This window comes from Sphingobacterium sp. UBA6317, from assembly GCF_002440385.1.
Taxonomy (GTDB): Bacteria; Bacteroidota; Bacteroidia; order Sphingobacteriales; family Sphingobacteriaceae; genus Sphingobacterium; species Sphingobacterium multivorum.
This window is the reverse complement of record NZ_DJTD01000046.1, coordinates 59,015-76,793: the sequence shown is the minus strand read 5'-3', so window position 1 is coordinate 76,793 and position 17,779 is coordinate 59,015. Positions and strand designations below refer to the sequence as shown.

At 41.4% G+C, this 17,779-nt stretch carries 11 protein-coding genes and 4 tRNA genes; 2 read left to right on the top strand and 13 right to left on the bottom strand.

Annotated elements, in window-relative coordinates; all coding sequences use genetic code 11:
* Positions 1–169: 169 nt before the first annotated feature.
* Positions 170–691 (top strand): NADPH-dependent FMN reductase, encoded by a 522-nt coding sequence (locus B3E92_RS15345; protein ID WP_159333449.1) that lies wholly within the window; start codon positions 170–172, stop codon positions 689–691.
* Between the two features lie 205 nt (positions 692–896).
* Here the strand turns inward: B3E92_RS15345 and B3E92_RS15340 are convergent, their stop codons facing one another.
* Positions 897–3,842 carry a M16 family metallopeptidase gene (locus B3E92_RS15340; protein ID WP_112375042.1) on the bottom strand — a complete coding sequence of 982 codons (2,946 nt, stop codon included), beginning with the start codon at positions 3,840–3,842 and terminating at the stop codon, positions 897–899.
* A gap of 260 nt (positions 3,843–4,102) precedes the next feature.
* Here B3E92_RS15340 and B3E92_RS15335 point away from each other — a divergent pair, with 260 nt between their 5' ends.
* Positions 4,103–5,284 (top strand): acyloxyacyl hydrolase, encoded by a 1,182-nt coding sequence (locus B3E92_RS15335; RefSeq protein ID WP_083295768.1) that lies wholly within the window; start codon positions 4,103–4,105, stop codon positions 5,282–5,284.
* Positions 5,285–5,401: 117 nt separating this feature from the next.
* Here B3E92_RS15335 and B3E92_RS15330 read toward each other — a convergent pair.
* The 12 genes from B3E92_RS15330 to B3E92_RS15275 all read right to left on the bottom strand — a co-directional run bounded on the left by B3E92_RS15330 (position 5,402) and on the right by B3E92_RS15275 (position 17,779).
* Positions 5,402–5,476: transfer RNA gene (locus B3E92_RS15330), tRNA-Val, on the bottom strand.
* A 35-nt stretch (positions 5,477–5,511) separates the two neighbouring features.
* Positions 5,512–5,586 (bottom strand) — tRNA-Val (locus tag B3E92_RS15325).
* A gap of 9 nt (positions 5,587–5,595) precedes the next feature.
* Positions 5,596–5,673 (bottom strand) — tRNA-Val (locus B3E92_RS15320).
* Between the two features lie 9 nt (positions 5,674–5,682).
* Positions 5,683–5,760 (bottom strand) — tRNA-Val (locus B3E92_RS15315).
* Between the two features lie 130 nt (positions 5,761–5,890).
* Positions 5,891–7,960: a putative porin gene (locus tag B3E92_RS15310; protein WP_070561297.1), complete on the bottom strand. Its 2,070-nt coding sequence runs from the start codon at positions 7,958–7,960 to the stop codon at positions 5,891–5,893.
* A 113-nt stretch (positions 7,961–8,073) separates the two neighbouring features.
* Positions 8,074–8,889 (bottom strand): purine-nucleoside phosphorylase, encoded by an 816-nt coding sequence (locus B3E92_RS15305; protein WP_070561298.1) that lies wholly within the window; start codon positions 8,887–8,889, stop codon positions 8,074–8,076.
* Positions 8,890–9,007: 118 nt separating this feature from the next.
* Complete coding sequence (locus B3E92_RS15300) at positions 9,008–10,498, bottom strand: sodium:solute symporter (protein WP_070561299.1); 1,491 nt, start codon at positions 10,496–10,498, stop codon at positions 9,008–9,010.
* Positions 10,499–10,535: 37 nt separating this feature from the next.
* Positions 10,536–11,348: an N-acetylmuramic acid 6-phosphate etherase gene (gene murQ, locus B3E92_RS15295; protein ID WP_046672659.1), complete on the bottom strand. Its 813-nt coding sequence runs from the start codon at positions 11,346–11,348 to the stop codon at positions 10,536–10,538.
* A 22-nt stretch (positions 11,349–11,370) separates the two neighbouring features.
* Positions 11,371–12,015 (bottom strand): polysaccharide deacetylase family protein, encoded by a 645-nt coding sequence (locus tag B3E92_RS15290; protein ID WP_070561300.1) that lies wholly within the window; start codon positions 12,013–12,015, stop codon positions 11,371–11,373.
* Between the two features lie 50 nt (positions 12,016–12,065).
* Positions 12,066–13,892, bottom strand: a complete 1,827-nt coding sequence (locus B3E92_RS15285) for a glycoside hydrolase family 9 protein (protein WP_254667641.1) — start codon at positions 13,890–13,892, stop codon at positions 12,066–12,068.
* 42 nt (positions 13,893–13,934) lie between these two features.
* Positions 13,935–15,794, bottom strand: a complete 1,860-nt coding sequence (locus B3E92_RS15280; RefSeq protein WP_070561508.1) for a PQQ-binding-like beta-propeller repeat protein — start codon at positions 15,792–15,794, stop codon at positions 13,935–13,937.
* A gap of 143 nt (positions 15,795–15,937) precedes the next feature.
* Positions 15,938–17,779, bottom strand: coding sequence for a RagB/SusD family nutrient uptake outer membrane protein (locus B3E92_RS15275; RefSeq protein WP_070561302.1), 1,842 nt, complete (start codon positions 17,777–17,779; stop codon positions 15,938–15,940).

Genomic DNA, 17,779 nt, shown 5'->3' with positions numbered 1-17,779 from the left:
AAGATCAATTTGCCCAAATTTTAATCTGCGATTCAAATTAACAAAACTAATTCAGCATATTTCGTACTTTTGATTGATCGAAAGCACATATCCTCAGGATGCTAAGATACAAAAAATCAAGATATGTATCCACTTTGAAAATGCGCTTTTTATAAGTATCAACAACACAATGATTTTAATAATATCCGGAACAAACCGTCCCAATAGTAAGACGTTAAAAATAGCAAAATGCTACCAGCAATTACTTGATCGTAAGTCAATTGAAAGTAACATCTTTTCGTTGGAAGATCTACCAGCAAACATTTTAGAAACAGATCTTTACGGAAAAAGAAGCACCGCATTTGAATCCATCCAAGAAATGGTCAGTAAAGCTGAGCTATTTATTTTCATCGCTCCCGAATACAATGGAAGTATTCCAGGAGCACTGAAACTGTTCATTGACTGCTGTACATTTCCGATTAGTTTTTATCACAAGAAAGCTGCATTGGTTGGGTTATCCTCAGGTCGCTATGGCAACCTCCGCGGCATAGATCACCTGACGGGCATATGCCACTACTTAAGAATGCACGTGCTTCCCCTTAAGATCTTTCTACCCAATGTTCAGAACGAACTGAATGATGAAGGGCAGTTATTCAAAGAAGATACGCTGCAATTTATCAACGAACAGATTGAGGAGATTATCCGGTTTTAATACGCTAGTTTTAGTAGCCATGATAGCGAATTCACCTTAAAACTAATCCTACTCGCGAACAGTGAAACAAGGATTCCGTAGCGTGAAACAAGAATAAAAAACAAAGGGCATCACAAAACCTGATACGAAAGAAGCCTCCGGCAAACACCGGAGGCTTCTTTCGTATCATACGCTAATCTAATTCTTAAGACAAGCAATCCGGGATCTAATAGCCGAAGATCTCTTTAAGATCCAGCTTTTTAACCTCGCCCAGTTTCGCAAGATCCTCTGGCTTAAGACTTTCTTCCTTCGCTACAATACAATAAACGTACGGCTTTTGACTCATCTCTTTCTTATGGAAAGTGCTTAGGTCACCATAAGTTAATTTTGGCGCTTGCTCATAGACAACTTTACGAATATCAGTTGCATTTCCCAAACGTTGTGCAGCTAGATAACTACCTAATATAGACGCATTCAACACACGTTCACTGGCAATTGATTTTTCCAGACTTACTTTCGCAATATCCAACCCTTTAGCGCTTTCAGGCAACACATCCAGCAGCTCATTCATGCCTTTAATCGCATCGTTAAACTTATCAGCCTGCGTCCCAACATAGGCCCCAACGGTGTAATGGTTTTCTTTTTTATAAGGCTGTCCATAATAGGCATAAGTTGAATAAGCCAATGCTTTCGATTCACGGATAGTCTGGAAGACAATACTTCCCATGCCGCCACCAAAGTAATTATTAAACAGAGAAACAGTCGGTGTCAAGGCACTACTGTATACTCCTGAGCTTCTATACCAAAATACTTCAGCCTGCTTCATTTCGAAATTAGCAAAAAGGACCTGGTTCTTGCTTGTTGGCAATTCTGCGAACACGACCGCCTTTTTCGCCGGAATATACTCTCCAGCCCCTTGTTTCAAAGGCTTCGCTTTCGCTACAAATTCCGCGGCAGTTAACGGGCCAAAATAAAGCATCGTATGTTTCATATTAGCCAAATCGTGCAATGCCTTCACCAAATCCTCCGCTTTTAAAGCATCCAATTCCGCGTCTGTAAACACATTATTAAATGGATTTTTAGCGCCGTATTTAGCATAAGATTTTAGGCCCTCCATGATCGCTCCCTTGTTTTCTTTCGCATTTGCTCTCGCTTTTTTAAGACGGGCAATATACATTTTGAAAGCCTCCTGGTCAGCAACACAATTACGCAATAAATCCTGAATCAAGTTCTGTGTAGCTATAAAGTTTGAATTCAAGCCTGAAATCGACACCATAGTTTCTTCATTTCCTGCAGACACTGAAAAATCAGACGCCAATTGATAAAAATCCTTGCTAAACTGCTCACTGGATTTATCTTTTGTACCTAAAAATTCTAGATAACCCGCAGCCAATGAAAGCAATTTATTGCTCCATTTTCCACCATCAAAACGATAAGACAGCGAAAACAGTTCATTATCTGAGTTCTTTACAGCAAGTACTGGCAAACCGTTTGCAGTAGCCTTCTGAATATCTTTGTTATAATCTACCCATACCGGCTGAATTTTATCCTCTGGCAATGCTTCTACTTTCTTCAAGAAATCAGACTGGTCATCACGATTGACCGTTACGGGAGTAATCTCAGGTTTAACAACTTTAACGACATTATTATCAACTCCCTTACGCTTATAAACAACAACATAATTATTGTCATTCAAATATTTGTTAGCAAAATCAACCACATCTTGCTTGGTGATTTTATTCAACTCATCCGAATAGCCCACGACAGACGCCCAATCCTGACCCGAAGTAAAGGCATCCATCAATGATTCAGCACGATCACCATAACTTTCATTTTGCTTGATTTCGTCTTTCTTAGCGTTGTTCACAATCGCCGTGATCAGCTCATCCGAAAACTCTCCTTTTCTCAATTTTGCCAATTCTTGTAACAGCAGCTGTTGCACCTGTTCCAAGCTCTGTCCCTGACCAGGATTACCCTGCAACAGAAGCAGAGAATAGTCTTTTAACACATACGGAAAAGCACCTGCACCTAATAATTTTTGATTCTTCACCAAATCCAGATCAATCAGACCGGCAGAACCATTTGTCAAGATCTGACTCATCAGATTGAGCATACGGGCATCCTTTGTTGCAGCGCCAGGAAAACGGAATCCCATTAACATAAATTCAGCATCCGGACCTTTAACCTCGCGGACAACAGGAGTTAAAATTGGTTTCTCTGCATCAAACGTGTAGGCCGGAATTTCTTTCGCCTGCATAAAAGCAAAGGCCTTATCCACCTTTTTCACCACCTCTGTAGGATCAAAATCACCCGACATAATAACCCCCATATTGTTAGGGACATAGTAGGTGTGAAAATATTCACGAATCGCTTTCAAAGATGGGTTTTTAAGGTGCTCTACAGTACCAATTGTCGTCTGCTTTCCATAATTATTATTAGGAAAAGCAGCTGAAAACATCGATTCTACAGCCTTACGATTATCTTTATCCAGACTGATATTTTTCTCTTCATACACAGCTTCCAGCTCAGTATGGAACAGACGCAATACCGGATATCTAAACCGTTCTGCCTGTACAGCGAGATACTTATCCATTACATTACTAGGAATTTGCTCCTGATAGACTGTCTGCTCAAATGAGGTGAATGCATTAGTACCTTCCGCCCCCATTGATGCCATCAATTTATCGTACTCATTCGCAATAGCATATTTCGCAGCCTCTCCAGATACTTTATCGATTTCCTTATAGATTGCTTTCCGTTCGGTTTCATCTGTTGTACCATTGTATTTCTCATAGAGCGCATCAATCTGATCTAACAAAGGTTTTTCCTTTGCCCAGTCTTTAGAACCAAATTTATCGGTTCCTTTAAACAGCATATGCTCCAGATAATGGGCCAAACCGGTGTGATCTTTCGGGTCTGTTTTGCTCCCCGCTTTTGTCGCAATGTAAGTTTGGATACGTGGTTCTTTTTTGGTCGGGCTCAAAATCACCGTTAAGCCATTTTTTAACTTGTAAAACCGTGAATGTGTAGGGTCATTCGTGACGTACTTGTAGGTGTAACCCCCCTCAGATGCTTCTTTCCAATCAAATTTGGCGTTTTGAGCAAACAAAGCACACCCTGCTGTTGTTAGTGCAAACGTAACAGCAGTAATTCTAAATAGGTTTTTAATCATATTTCCTTTTTCTTTTCACCTCAAACTTAGATAAATTGCTTTTTATATGCAATATAATTACAGACATAAACAATAATTATTTACCCATTTGACAGCCTGATAGTTAAGCTGCCTAATTTCTCTCACCACTAACCGACATGGTGTGGCTGAAAAATGGCATTTTTTATAACTTGATTTCGCTACTGTTTAAATACTGTTGTTACAATGATATATCATTCTTATTTTTGCAAAAATTTTAAAAAACGCTAACGTTTTATTTCATGAGATCAAGAATACTTGCTTTTGTGGCCCTGACACTGCTCTCCTTTCGTGCCACAGCACAGGTCACACCCCGAATAGAAAATCCGAATGACACTTTACAAAGCCGTACCCCAGCTAAGACGAGACTTATATTCCAACTTGAACATGAAAGCGGGGGCGAACTCAAATTCAATGAGCGCTCCAAAGAAACCCTTGCTGACTCATACTATAGTGGGTTAAATTTTAGAGTCGGTTTTCAGACCCAGTTTCAAGACTCATTAAAGAGTATTTACAATGAAATATACAACTATCCAATATACGGCATAGGCATCTACAGCAGTACTTTTGGTCAGGAGCACCTCGGACGACCTTTCGCCGCCTATGGCTTTGTTGCCATTCCTATTCGGCCAAAAGTAAATTCAAGATGGAATTTCAACTACCGCATTGCGCTCGGTCTTTCCGGGAGATTCAACCCCTACAATGAGGAGGACAATCCGTTCAACCTACTTATTGGCAGCAAAAACAATGTATTTATTGATCTTGGACTTCAGGTCAACTACCGCCTAAATAAAAACTTTCAGGTAGGGGCTGGTGCAGCCTTCCACCACTTCAGCAATGGCGCCCTGGCATTACCGAACACAGGGATAAACCTCGTCCCCTTGAGCCTATCGGTTTCGTATACACCAACAAACAAGCCTTTTGATTATAGAAAAAGTAGTATTCCACAAATGGAGAAAACAGAGGAACTCCATTTCAACTATGCCTTTGGCTTCAAACAGATTGATCGCGAACACGATAGCCAATATTTTAAATCTATGCTAGGTGCATACTACAGCAAGCATTTCGGCTACAAATGGCGGCTTGGCGCTGGGTTTGATGCATTTTATTCAGCCAGTGGAAACGACGAGAAGGTTGCCGGCGACAAAGCCGGAAAATTCTCCGCCTTATTTTCTTACGGCCCCGCATTCTACATTGATCATGTGTTAAATTCACGCCTTTATATCAACGGAAATGTAGGAGTCTATCTTCATCGCAACGAATTCAATGGCGAGAGCATGCCCGTGTATTTAAGAGCAGGAGTACGTTATAAAGTTTACAAAGATTTCTTTGCCGGTGTTTCCATTAAAGCCCATGGCGGTAAAGCTGATTTTATTGAATGGACAACAGGTTACGGAATTAAACTAGGGAAGAAACGGAAATAGTTAGAAAATAAATGCGAAAGATTCCCGAGATAGATTGAATACCGGATCGGGGACTTTCAAATTTACAGCGAATTCAGCCCATAAAAAAAGCGTTCATGAAGAACGCTTTTTTTATCGTGGGGATTACTGGGTTCGAACCAGTGACCCCTACCTTGTCGAGGTAGTGCTCTAAACCAGCTGAGCTAAACCCCCTAACGAAAAAAAAGCACCAATTGATGATGCTTTTGTGGAGGCTACAGGATTCGAACCTGTGACCCTCTGCTTGTAAGGCAGATGCTCTGAACCAGCTGAGCTAAGCCTCCGTTTTGGATTGGTGGAGAATACTGGATTCGAACCAGTGACCCTCTGCTTGTAAGGCAGATGCTCTGAACCAGCTGAGCTAATTCTCCGACTTTGTATGGTGGAGGCTACAGGATTCGAACCTGTGACCCTCTGCTTGTAAGGCAGATGCTCTGAACCAGCTGAGCTAAGCCTCCATACTTTTTTAAAGAACGCCGTTCCCTAATTGCGTGTGCAAATATAGCTTAAAAATTCTATTCTCAAAATTATTTTATAAGATTTTATGCCTTTAATATCACAACAAGCTAAGAAACACCGAAATAATTTTTAATCATAGAACTTCCAAGAAATACCAAATCTAAAATTAGCACTATTCATCGGATAACGTCTGACCGTATAGTAACCATGCGGATAGAAGTTCTGATTTAAAAAATTATAACTCAAAAACATATTCACCCGTTGTATATTCGCAGTAATCCATAGATCCATGATTGGATATGTCGAAAACTCAATCTGTTTGTAAGCATTGTAAAACTGTCCCGTCCCAATTGAATAATTCGGATTGGCATAAGGTGTATTGAACTTTGCGTCCAGACCGATACTATAATCAATAACTTTGTAAAACAGGTTACTGTAATACAAACTATGCCAGGTATACAACTCGGGAACTGCCAATGCATCCTGTTGATCTGTCTTTTGATAGACCACGAGATTATCGAAGGTAAAATGGTTTAGTTTAAATTTTTGTCCAACGGTTACCTTCAGCAAATTAGCTTTATCCAATTGTGTCGGAACAATCCATTTATCCTTCTTAGGATCGTTCTGTGGATTGGACAACTCTTCGAAATAGGTATAATTGTTCATCAAAAAATACTCCACCTTACCATGGAAACCAAGCATCGGATTGGCATATTGAAAACCCAGATTCTGAATTTTCGTCTTTTTAAGATCTAAATCATTCCATTTTCCGTAGGTATAGTTTAAATTCTCGAAAACCATCTCTGGCGATTTATTCTGCGAATAAGCCGACAGGGTCACCTTTCCAATTTTATCCCCCATGGAGATATCCGCTTTAGCTTCATACAAGAAATCCCCAAAGTTGTGACCAAATACAATCTGATTCGCTTTTAAACTAAAATCAAGACGATCTGAAAACTTATACCCTAATTCACCTTTCACGATTCCATTTTGATAAAAGCGATCAAATGTGGTGCTATCCGGCAATTTCTTCAGCGGCTGTGGATAGGCTGAAGTATTGTTATAATAGCGCATGGAGTCCAACTGATGCTGCTCCACCCAGTTCATGTCGTGCTGAAAAGCCAAATTTAGTTTCGCCTCATTCTTAAAGACCGACTTTCCTCTGAGAAAAAAGTTATATTCAAATTCATTGGAAACATTCGTGATCAGCGTCTTATCACTGTTCAGCGCCAATGCCTTATTATTGTAAGGCAATGCCGCATTTTGGTCATCCATGTTCTTGAAGAAATTATAGGTCTGTCTTCTTATGCGCGTATTATGCGCCATGCTATTGGTCGGATGGATCTGCATGGTCGGCTTTCCTTTATCGATTGTATCCAATCGCCCTAAATAAAGCGATTGACGTAGAAACAATGAGTTATCCCACCATTTGGATCGCGGTACATTTGTTTTACTCGGATCATTGAATTTCGGTATAAATCGGTCCGGAGACTGCCTGTTTCCGGGTGCAAATGGAAGATCCTCCGTAATAGAACCATTCTCCATGGCATCCAAACGATTAAATACTGCATTGATCAACAAATTATACCGGTTATTTTTCGATTCATACCAAGACGCAACTGAAGCCTTTAAATCCGAATAATTCTGCCCAAGATAAAATCCATCCGTTTTGGTCGAATGGAAATCGACATTCATATTCCACTGAGAATTGATATTCTGTGCTAATTGTGCCCTAAAGACTTGGTCATTAAAAAAGAATCCCACAGCCGACAGTTCGGAGTACCTCGCCCGGGCCCTAAAATATTGGATCGAATCGGGGTTCAATAAATAACGTTCCAATGCTGTAAAACCAGACTGAAAGCCAATGGTCTTTTTAGGTTGGAACAATAGATCCCGTGTAGCAAGACCATAAGCCCCAAGGTTCACGCTGGGATTCCAGGGTAAATTCTGCGGATTATAATATTGATAATTATGATGTGATGTATCGATCTGCCGTGTATAAGTTCCTTTTTTTAACATATCCAGTGTGGCATATCGGATATACTTCGCAGAAAGGATGACAGAATCTTTCTTCCCATCTTCCTTTGCCCTAGCCGAATCCAATGCACTACTCCACTCTTCCTTGCTCTGGGCAATAACATCCATGGAATAAACAAATAAAACACACCATGCGGCAAGTATGCGTACGATCAACTTCATCTAAAATTATATAAAAACCAAAAAAGCTAAATTCACCTGAATGAACAAATTACTCTCAAATATCCACCAATCCATCAACTTTCGCCATCAAAGATGATACATGAAAAGACAATTTATTGCAAAGCTATTAATTCTTTCAAAATTAATGTCATTTTAGGTTCCGCTTTCTCCGCAACATTAACAATTTCCTGTAATGATACGGGTTTAAGCTCCTCGTGAAAGCCTTCATCCGTAACAACAGAAATCGCAAATACCGGCAGTGCCATATGATTAGCAACAATCACTTCTGGAACGGTACTCATACCGACCACATCCCCACCGATCAGGCGCATATAACGATATTCCGCTTTTGTTTCCAAATTTGGACCTGCGGAAGAAACATAAACAACTTTTCGCGCAGCAATAGCATGTTTGGCTGCAATTTCAAGAGCCTGTCCAATCATCTTTCGGTTATAAGGCTCGCTCATATCCGGAAATCGTGGACCAAACTCGGCCAAATTCTGTCCGCGTAGCGGATTATCCGGCAACAAATTGATATGATCTTCAATAATTCCAAGGTCACCTTTTTTCACATCAGGATTCAGGGAGCCCGCAGCGTTGGAAACAAACAATTTTTGTACCCCCAAAACTTTCATGATACGGATCGGAAAGGTAATTTGTTGCATATCGTAACCTTCATAATAATGCAACCTCCCCTGCATAGCAACCACATTGCGGCCACTCAATTTTCCAAAAATGAGCTTACCAGAATGAAATTCAACAGTCGAAATGGGGAAATTTGGTATATTGGAATACATCAGCTGATACTTGACTTCAATTTCATCAACCAACTTACCTAAACCAGTACCTAGGATGATACCGAATTCTGGAGTAAAATCTCCAATTTTTCTACGGATAAATTCCGTAGTCTCATTTATGCTATGATACATACGTACAGAAAACTAAGTATATCAAACTTAACTTAATTTTTCTGTACGTACAAATCAAAATCAATACTTGTATTTACATCTTCTCACCAATGGAGAAATTTTTTATAGCCGAAGTGCATTAATTATGGGACAATGCTTTTTCACTTGCTTTACCTGGAGAACTGATCAAAAGCATCACAAACGTGATAAAACCATTAATAATGATCAAATCCAATCCGATAACATAAGGTGTATACACTTCAATAACATAGGTTTTAAGCAAAAATAAGACGGTAGGCGAAAGTACACAGATATAAGGTACAGCGTTATCCCGCACGGCATATTTTGTGAATATTCCGAAAACGAATAAACCCAATAAAGGTCCATAGGTATAACTCGCCGCAGTAAAGATTGCATTGACGACCGAGTCATCATTGATCAGCTTAAAGACCAGAATAACCAACAGCATCACAATGGAGAAACCAAAATGCACATAATTACGCTGCTTGATCAGCGCTGGATCATTGGGATTTTCTTTTTTATTGAAATTTAGAAAGTCCACACAGAAAGATGTTGTCAATGCCGTTAGCGCACTATCTGTCGTTGCAAAAGTAGCAGCCGTTAACCCCATCATAAAGATGATTGCAGGAACAATAGCCAAGTGGTTTAATGCAATTTCTGGGTACAAATAATCGCGTGTTGCTAATTGAGTCACATCAATTCCGTTTTTAGCCGCATAGATATACAGCAAAGCACCGACAGCTAAAAAGAAAATATTAATGACCACAAAAACACTTGTAAAAGTGATCATGTTCTTTTGGGCTTCTTTAATGGTCCCCATCGATAAGTTCTTTTGCATTAGATCCTGATCAAGCCCAGTCATCGCAATGGTCACAAAAATTCCTCCCAAGAATTGTTTCCAAAAATTTGCTTTACTGCCGACAAAATCATCCCAGAAAAAGATCTTGGAATAACTACTTTCTTTTACAGCCTCGAAAGTATCGACGATACCAAAATCTAATCCTTTGGCCATAAAATAGATAGAGAGAATTACTGCGGTCACTAAAAAGGTAGTCTGTAGGGTATCTGTCACAATAATCGTCTTTAAGCCACCCTTGTTTGTATACATCCAGATTAACACCAAACATATAACGACCGTAATCGCGAAAGGCACATTCCAGGCATCAAAAATAAAATGCTGCAATACGATTGCGACCAGATAAAGACGAAACGCCGAACCGATCGTACGGGAAACCAAAAAAATAGCAGCACCGGTCTTGTACGTGGTGTGCCCAAAACGTTCTTCCAAATACGTATAAATGGAAGTCAAGTTCATTCTATAATAGAGCGGAAGCAATAGATAGGCAATAATGACAAAACCAACGGCGTTCCCAAGAACAAATTGAAAATAGCTAAATTCAGACGCACCGACTGCGCCGGGAACCGAGATAAAAGTTACGCCGGAGAGCGCGGTACCGATCATCCCAAAGGCGACCATATACCATTTAGAGTTCCGGTTTGCGACAAAAAAGGTAGAGTTATCGGAAGCTCCCTTCGAGGTGAAGTGAGCTACAGCAAGCAGAACTGCAAAATAGATTATTATAAAAGATAATAATATTACTGGTGACATAGTTTGTTTTTAAATAGGTGATTTTAATAGGTTATGCTCAATGGGTATCCTGATAAGCTTCGATTGCCTGTCTTACATTACCAAATTGCTCAAGTAAAGCCGCAGCTTCTTCTTCAAGCGCCCCGGTCTGATCCATAATGATACGTACACCACGACCGACCAGCTTATGGTTTGACAATTGCATATCGACCATCTTGTTCCCCTTTACCCTACCCAATTGGATCATCACTGCGGTACTGAACATATTTAACACAAGTTTCTGTGCTGTACCCGATTTCATTCGCGTAGACCCGGTAACAAATTCTGGCCCAACAATAACTTCAACCGGATACTGCGCTATTTCCGCAATCGGGGACCCTCCGTTACAGACAATACAGCCCGTCACAAGCCCTTTCTCGTTTGCCGTTTTCAATCCGCCGATAACATAAGGTGTGGTTCCAGAAGCCGCAATGCCGATAACAACATCGTTTTCATCAATATCATACGCTTCCATATCTTTCCATGCTTGCTCCAGATCATCTTCTGCAAATTCAACTGCTTTTCTAATTGCAGTATCACCACCAGCAATCAACCCAATGATCCATTCAAATGGAACGCCGTATGTCGGAGGTAATTCAGACGCATCCAGCACGCCCAAACGGCCACTTGTACCAGCGCCGATATAAAAAGTTCGACCACCAGCCTTCATTTTCTCCACAGTGACTTTGACTAATGCTTCAATCTGAGGGATAGCCTGCTCTACAGCAAGTGGCACAGATTTATCCTCATTATTGATATTTGTCAATAACTCATGCACAGACATCTTGTCCAAATCCTGATAATTCGAATCTTTCTCCGTTGTATTTACCATTATTAGTATATATTGTATTTCTTTATTTCAATAAATCGGGTACATCCACAAGTTGATACCCTTTCCCCTTTAATATGCTAATGATATCATCCAAATGATGATACAGCTTATCTTTCCGCCGATCATCAGTTCCCATATGAATCAATATCAAAAATCCATTGAGCCCATATCGAGCTTCGTAAGACCAGAGATTGTCGAGAATCGCTGTCGACGATAAATAACGCCCCCCCATTTCAGGATAGGTATAATCAGCCGCAGTCCGTATTCCTGGTGTATAATTAACCGAATTTAGACCAACTGCCTTTGCCCAGTCGACTGTTTCACTATTATACCATTCATAAGAAGGAATATAATAGGACAGCTGCTCTCTTTTGACACCCGCGCCTTCCAGTGCTTTCAGGTTTGCTTTTAGATCAGCGACAAAAGAGTCACGTTTGACCAAAAGCACCTCCCTACTCCCCCAGTCACTCACCAGAATATGTTTATCGGAATGCCCCGAAATCCAATGGCCATCGCTTAACATCTGACGGACATACGGCTTAAAACCTGGAGTTCTGAGATAATCGCCTGTCAGGAAAAAAGAGCCTTTAATGCCATTATGCTTTAGACTTGCTAATACCTCAGCAGTACCCTCAGATAAATCATGACCGGTAAACACCAGGGCCACCTGCCGTTTTGTCGAGTCGCCCCGGACAATAGCTCCAAAAACATCCCGTGTTACTTTTTTCCGGCAGGCTCCTCCATGGCCTTACCCTCCTTTGAAGCCAACAGATAAATCAACGAAGCGGTACCATCCATTGTCGGCTCATTCGTACTATAATCTCCGTAGTCGTCATGATAGACCGCCAGATCACTTTGAAACTCCGCATAGCTATCCGGATTATTCAACTTGATACCAATCAGATTGCGATACGTGGATGCCATAATGGGCCCATCAACCAATCCGCCGTCGATCGGATGCTTTCCAAGAAAGGTAAACGCCGAATGCGGATCGACAGGTGTATCGCCTCCAGCCGGAAGACCATATACCATACTCGTGCCCCAAGGGTTCGCCCCGAATAACCAGTCAAAATTAGCTTGGGCTAGCTCATCAAAATGTGTATCTCCTGTCAATTCTTTATACCAGAGACATTGGATCGCAAAGGATACCGTTAAGTTGTTGCTACACCAAATAAAGGGAACTCCCCGAAAAAAAGCGTTTTTCTCAGCTCTCCGATTGACTTGCTCAATCCCCTGTTTATAATAGGAAACAATCTCCTCGCGATCTTGTCCTTTTAATCCTTTTGCCAACTCATAATGCCCAAGATTGATAAAAGGATACCACTGATAATGTGCAGCAGTATCGCTATCCATCCAAGGTGTAATCTTTTCTTGCCGGGCGTAGCGTAAGGCTTCTCGTGCAAACTTTTCTTTTTTTGTCATCGAAAAACCCATTGCAGCGGCCAACTGCATATCGTCTACCCAATTATCTTCGGCATAAATATAGGGCGATTTCACAGAAACTGTCTGTGTCACGCCTGGTTTTATATTGGCATAAGCATAGGCTGTTTCCGATTTCTTCGAAAGCAGCGTTGCATATTTCCGATCCTCTTTGTCAAACAACATCGCCCCCAGGCGAAAAGCACTACTAAATTTACCAGCAGTAGAGCTTGTTCCGGTTGTATTGTTCATAAACTTGCCACGCTGCTGTGGCTCGCCATCGATAAAATACACCGGTCTCTCAAATCCACGACCATAATAAGGATCTTCCTTTGGCATCCGCATGCTGGCATGATCCCGGTCATCACCAATCTGATTGTACATTTGGTTGGCCTTGGGATGCATTTTCAACAGCCAATCCAAGCCCCATTTTGCTTCATCGAGCACATCGGCCCGGCCATTTTTTCCATCAAGACCATTTGCTTGCTTTAGATCACCAAACACCTTTGGAAAATCGCGGTAAGCCGCTAACAGATGAAATGTCGCATTTGCTGACGTTGTCGCATATTGCAAATAATCAGAAGCATCATGCCAACCGCCCCCCGCATCGATACGGGAGCTATCGGGAATACCAACCTTTCCTGCATACAGCGCAAAGCCATCGTGTGTATGGCAGCTATCGTTCAGAAAAGGGTTGAACAATGTCCGTTGTTGCCGCATATAACGCAGTACAAAATCTGCCGCTCCTTTATAAACGTCCCGAGCGATTCGGAATGTTGGAGACTTCACATCTCCGGCCTGAACAAAAAAGCGTCCTGTATCCTGCATGGAAGAGAAATCAAAACGAAAGCTCTGAACAAAAGGACCATAAGCCCCATAATCTTTTCCAACAGGATGTACATAGACTGTTTTACCCGTTTGTGCGTTTTTAATTTCAAAAGAACGAAGCTGCCTGATTGATTTCCCACCCCATACCGCGACCTTCTTGCCCGCTGGAGTATAGCCCAATTGGTTTATTCTAATCCAAGCATTTTGCTGTGCTTTCGCAAAGTTACAAACAAAACATGCAAAAACAAGCAAAAAAGCTTGACGTAAATTTAAGAAGTTTAGACATTTTTTTATCATATCAAGGCATTTATTTTCAAAAAGATCATTTCAATCGATTGCTTAAAACTGTAATGAAACTATTTTGCCATCCATCGTACTCGCTATCACGGTATTTCTCCCATTTAGTGCAACGGGATTAACCATTCCATTGGATATTTTATATTGCCATACTACCGCGCCTGTTTTTGCGTCAACTCCAGATAGCAAACCCGAATGACTCGGCACAAAGACCAACTTGCCATTGGATGTAATTGCAGAAGGTGTCAATTCGTAGGGCAATTTAAGTTTGGACTTCCAGGCAACATCCATACGATCACCAGCAACCGAAATACCTAAAAGATCCCCATCCATCGTCTTCACATAAACCAATTTATGATCTGCAGCCAACCCCATAGACTCGCGCACCCGAATGGTATCTTTCTTTTCCCGCCAGATGACCGCACCGTTCTTCGCATCCAGTGCTGTCATAAAACGATCCGGTGCAACTACAAAAACACGATTGTTTACCCCCACCGGATTGCATGCCGCAGCAGAAAACATCCGATTGGCCTGTCCATTATTCCACTCCCACGAAAGCTTACCCGTTTTGGCATCCAAAGCATAGAATCCATTGCTCCAGGAACCAAAAATTACATTCCCCAAATAATACGTTGGCAGCGTCGATACAAATCCTTTGACCTGGTCAAAACTCCACTTTACAGCTCCCGTCTTGATGTCCAGCGCTCTAAACTTACCATCCGAGCCACCGATAAAAGCCACGCCATCATGTAGCAAGGGTGAACCCAAAACCGCCTTCTCAGTCTCCACCTTCCACAACAACTTGCCATTACCGGCATCTACCGCATAAATTGCATGATCCGATGATCCCGCCACGACAATCCCTTTCCACACAGCAGGCGTAGAATAAACTTTACCGCCGGTACGGTATGCCCATAGCTTTTTGCCAGTTTTTAAGTCAAGCGCAAAGATATCGCCCGCGGTATTTGATGTAATCACGCTATTTTTGTAAACGGCTAGTCCCGCCCCGATATCGCTGGCGTCTTCAAACGTCCAATTAACTTTAACCTGGTCCGCATATTTTGCGTTCACAGCATAACTTGGTCTCAGGTAGCTTATCGTTTCATTTTCATAATGATGCTCGAACATTGGAACAACAACCCAAGGTTTCTCCTGCATTCCTACACCGGGATTACGCTCTTGATAACTGGCTTTGCCATCGGCGATGGTCACAATATTATAACCCCCAACCGCTTTATTCGCACGCAGATTAGACCGTCCCATCACCCCCGGAATTCCTTCCCAATCGTATAATTTATTGGCATGACCATGCCCACAAAGCGCCAACTGGACATTCCGCGTTTTAACTCTTTTCAGTGCGTCAAACCAGTTATTTAACGATGAATCCTGTGGATAATGATTAATATAGATCAATGGTAGCTGTTTATCCGGATTCGCTGCAAAAATGGAATCCATCCAAACCAGGTTTTCCCGAGGAATTTGACCAGGACTCATGCGCATATTGGGCCCTGAATTGGTTCCAATGAATGCGTAGCCTTTATGCTTAAAGAAAAAGGTTTCGCCACCAAAAACGGTGCGAAACGTGTTGGCTCCATTTTCAGACCAATTGCCATCGTGATTTCCCGGGATAACATACCAGGGCAACTGCAGACTATCTAAGATCCGCTTCGCAAGCTTTAATTCATGATCAGCACCAAACTCAGTGATATCTCCAGAAAGTATAACGAAATCAATATCTTTCAATGTATTCAGGTCCTTTACAGTACGTCGCAGATCTTCCTCTCCTGTTGCACCGCCAACATGTGTATCTGTTACGTGGGCAAACTTAAAGGACTGCTGTGCTATCGCAACGTTAAAAACGCAGGATAATGCAATAAAAAAGGTGATAATTGGAAACTTCATGCGTAATGTTTTCTTAAAAATAGCGTTTTTATGCATAAAACAGAAATGATATTGCATTTTTATGCATCTTCATGTAAATCAAAATTCATTATGTATTAAAAAGCCTTTCTGAAATTCAGAAAGGCCTTTTAATACAATGCTATCTATTGCCAGCCTGGCGTCTGTGTTAAGATATAGCCCAAATTTGCATATTGTTGAATCTGATTCAGTCCAACAGGAGCCAAGTACGACCGATCGGTAAAACTTACCCTGTTTGCAAATTTCGGAACAACGTAATATCCCACCATAGCATCGGCGTTTTTACCATTGTACGTGATTGTATTTCCTGCTGCGTCACGGACTTTCAAAACACCTTCGTAAGCTTTTGTCAAACGATTTGGAAGATCCTTTTTGATATTTACCCAGGGACCCAATGAATAATCGACATTGCGTGAAAAGTTCATATAATCCAATTTTTTCCAGCGACGGATATCATTCAATCGCGCATACTCATATACAAATTCCATTCTTCGTTCACGTCTGATTTCCCACATCAACGGCGACACATCCGCATCGCGGCTTGGATCGTTCGGCAGGGAATTTAATGTCAAAGGTGCCGTTTTCTTTACCCCTTTAGCTATGGCATCTGCGTCTAGCGGCCTATTCCGTACCGCATTGATTGATTTATCCAAATCACCTTGGGTAACAGCTGCTCCACCAAAAAACTCCGCAAGAATCTGCCTTGCCTCAATCCAATTCAACACAACCTCACCAAGACGCACAATCGGAGCATCATTTGTATTTGTATTACTACTCCATTTTGCTGGATAAGTTTTTCCAATATACGTCAAGGCTTCTCTAGCAGCAAATTTATGACCGTAAGCAAATGTTGATGAAGCTGTATTAACGGTATCCATCAACGAAGCTTCAAACCGTGGGTCTCTCGTTCTCGCCAAAGATTTCATCGAAAAGTCCGAAGCATTTGTGAGCGCTGAGTTTTGCCAAACCTTTCCATCGTTACAGATAAAAGATTTCAACAAATCCAAGTTAACGCCCTTCTGCCCTTCAGTACCATTACTGTAAGAACCTACGGCGTGCGTTACTTTCAAGGCATCATTATAAGTTCTGAAGAAAATTACCTCTGGATTGCTTGAAAGATCTTCAGATGCGAACAGGCTTTTAAAATCACTTCCAAAAGACCACTTTCCACTATTCATGACAACTTCGGACGCTTTAACCGCAAGCGCGAGATACTTTTTCGCACGATCTTGATCCAAGCCATGGTATTTTTCCCAGGAACCTTCAAACAACATGAGGTTAGAAATAAGTGCCGCTGCTGCATATTTATTTACATAACCTTTTCCGTCATCAGCACGCATATTATCAAGCACATACTCAAAATCTGTATAGACTTTATCCATAACCTCCCCGCGCTTGGTACGTTCCTTATACATTGTAGCCTGATCCATCGGATCAACTTCAACATCAAAATAAGGCACATCACCAAACACAGAAACTAACCTACTATATTCGTAGCCTCTAAAAAAACGAGCTACTGCAGTCCAGTGCTTATACTCAGCCTCTGACAATTTTGACTTGGCCTTTGTTTCAATCCTGGTCAACATCACATTAGCCTTTCTAACCCAGTAAAAATTCCAGGTCGGCCCTGAGTAGGTCGTCAACATATCAGGTGTCACCGTACTCGCACCTCTACTCGTCGGAACAACTGACTCAAAGCCACCTTGCGTTCCTTCAGAAGTAAAGTCATCTGCATAGTTATATCCCACTAAGGGAGCATAGGCCGTACCATAAAAAGTATTATAGCCAACAAAATAATTTAAATAAAAATCATTTGCATACAAACGAACATCAGCTTCATTTCTCCAAAAGTTTTCATCGATTACTTTAGTTTGATCAGGCCTATCCAGCACATCCTTACTACAGCCCACCCCCAATAACATGGCGGAAAGCATGATAGATCCAATTTTTATTCTATTTAATTTCAT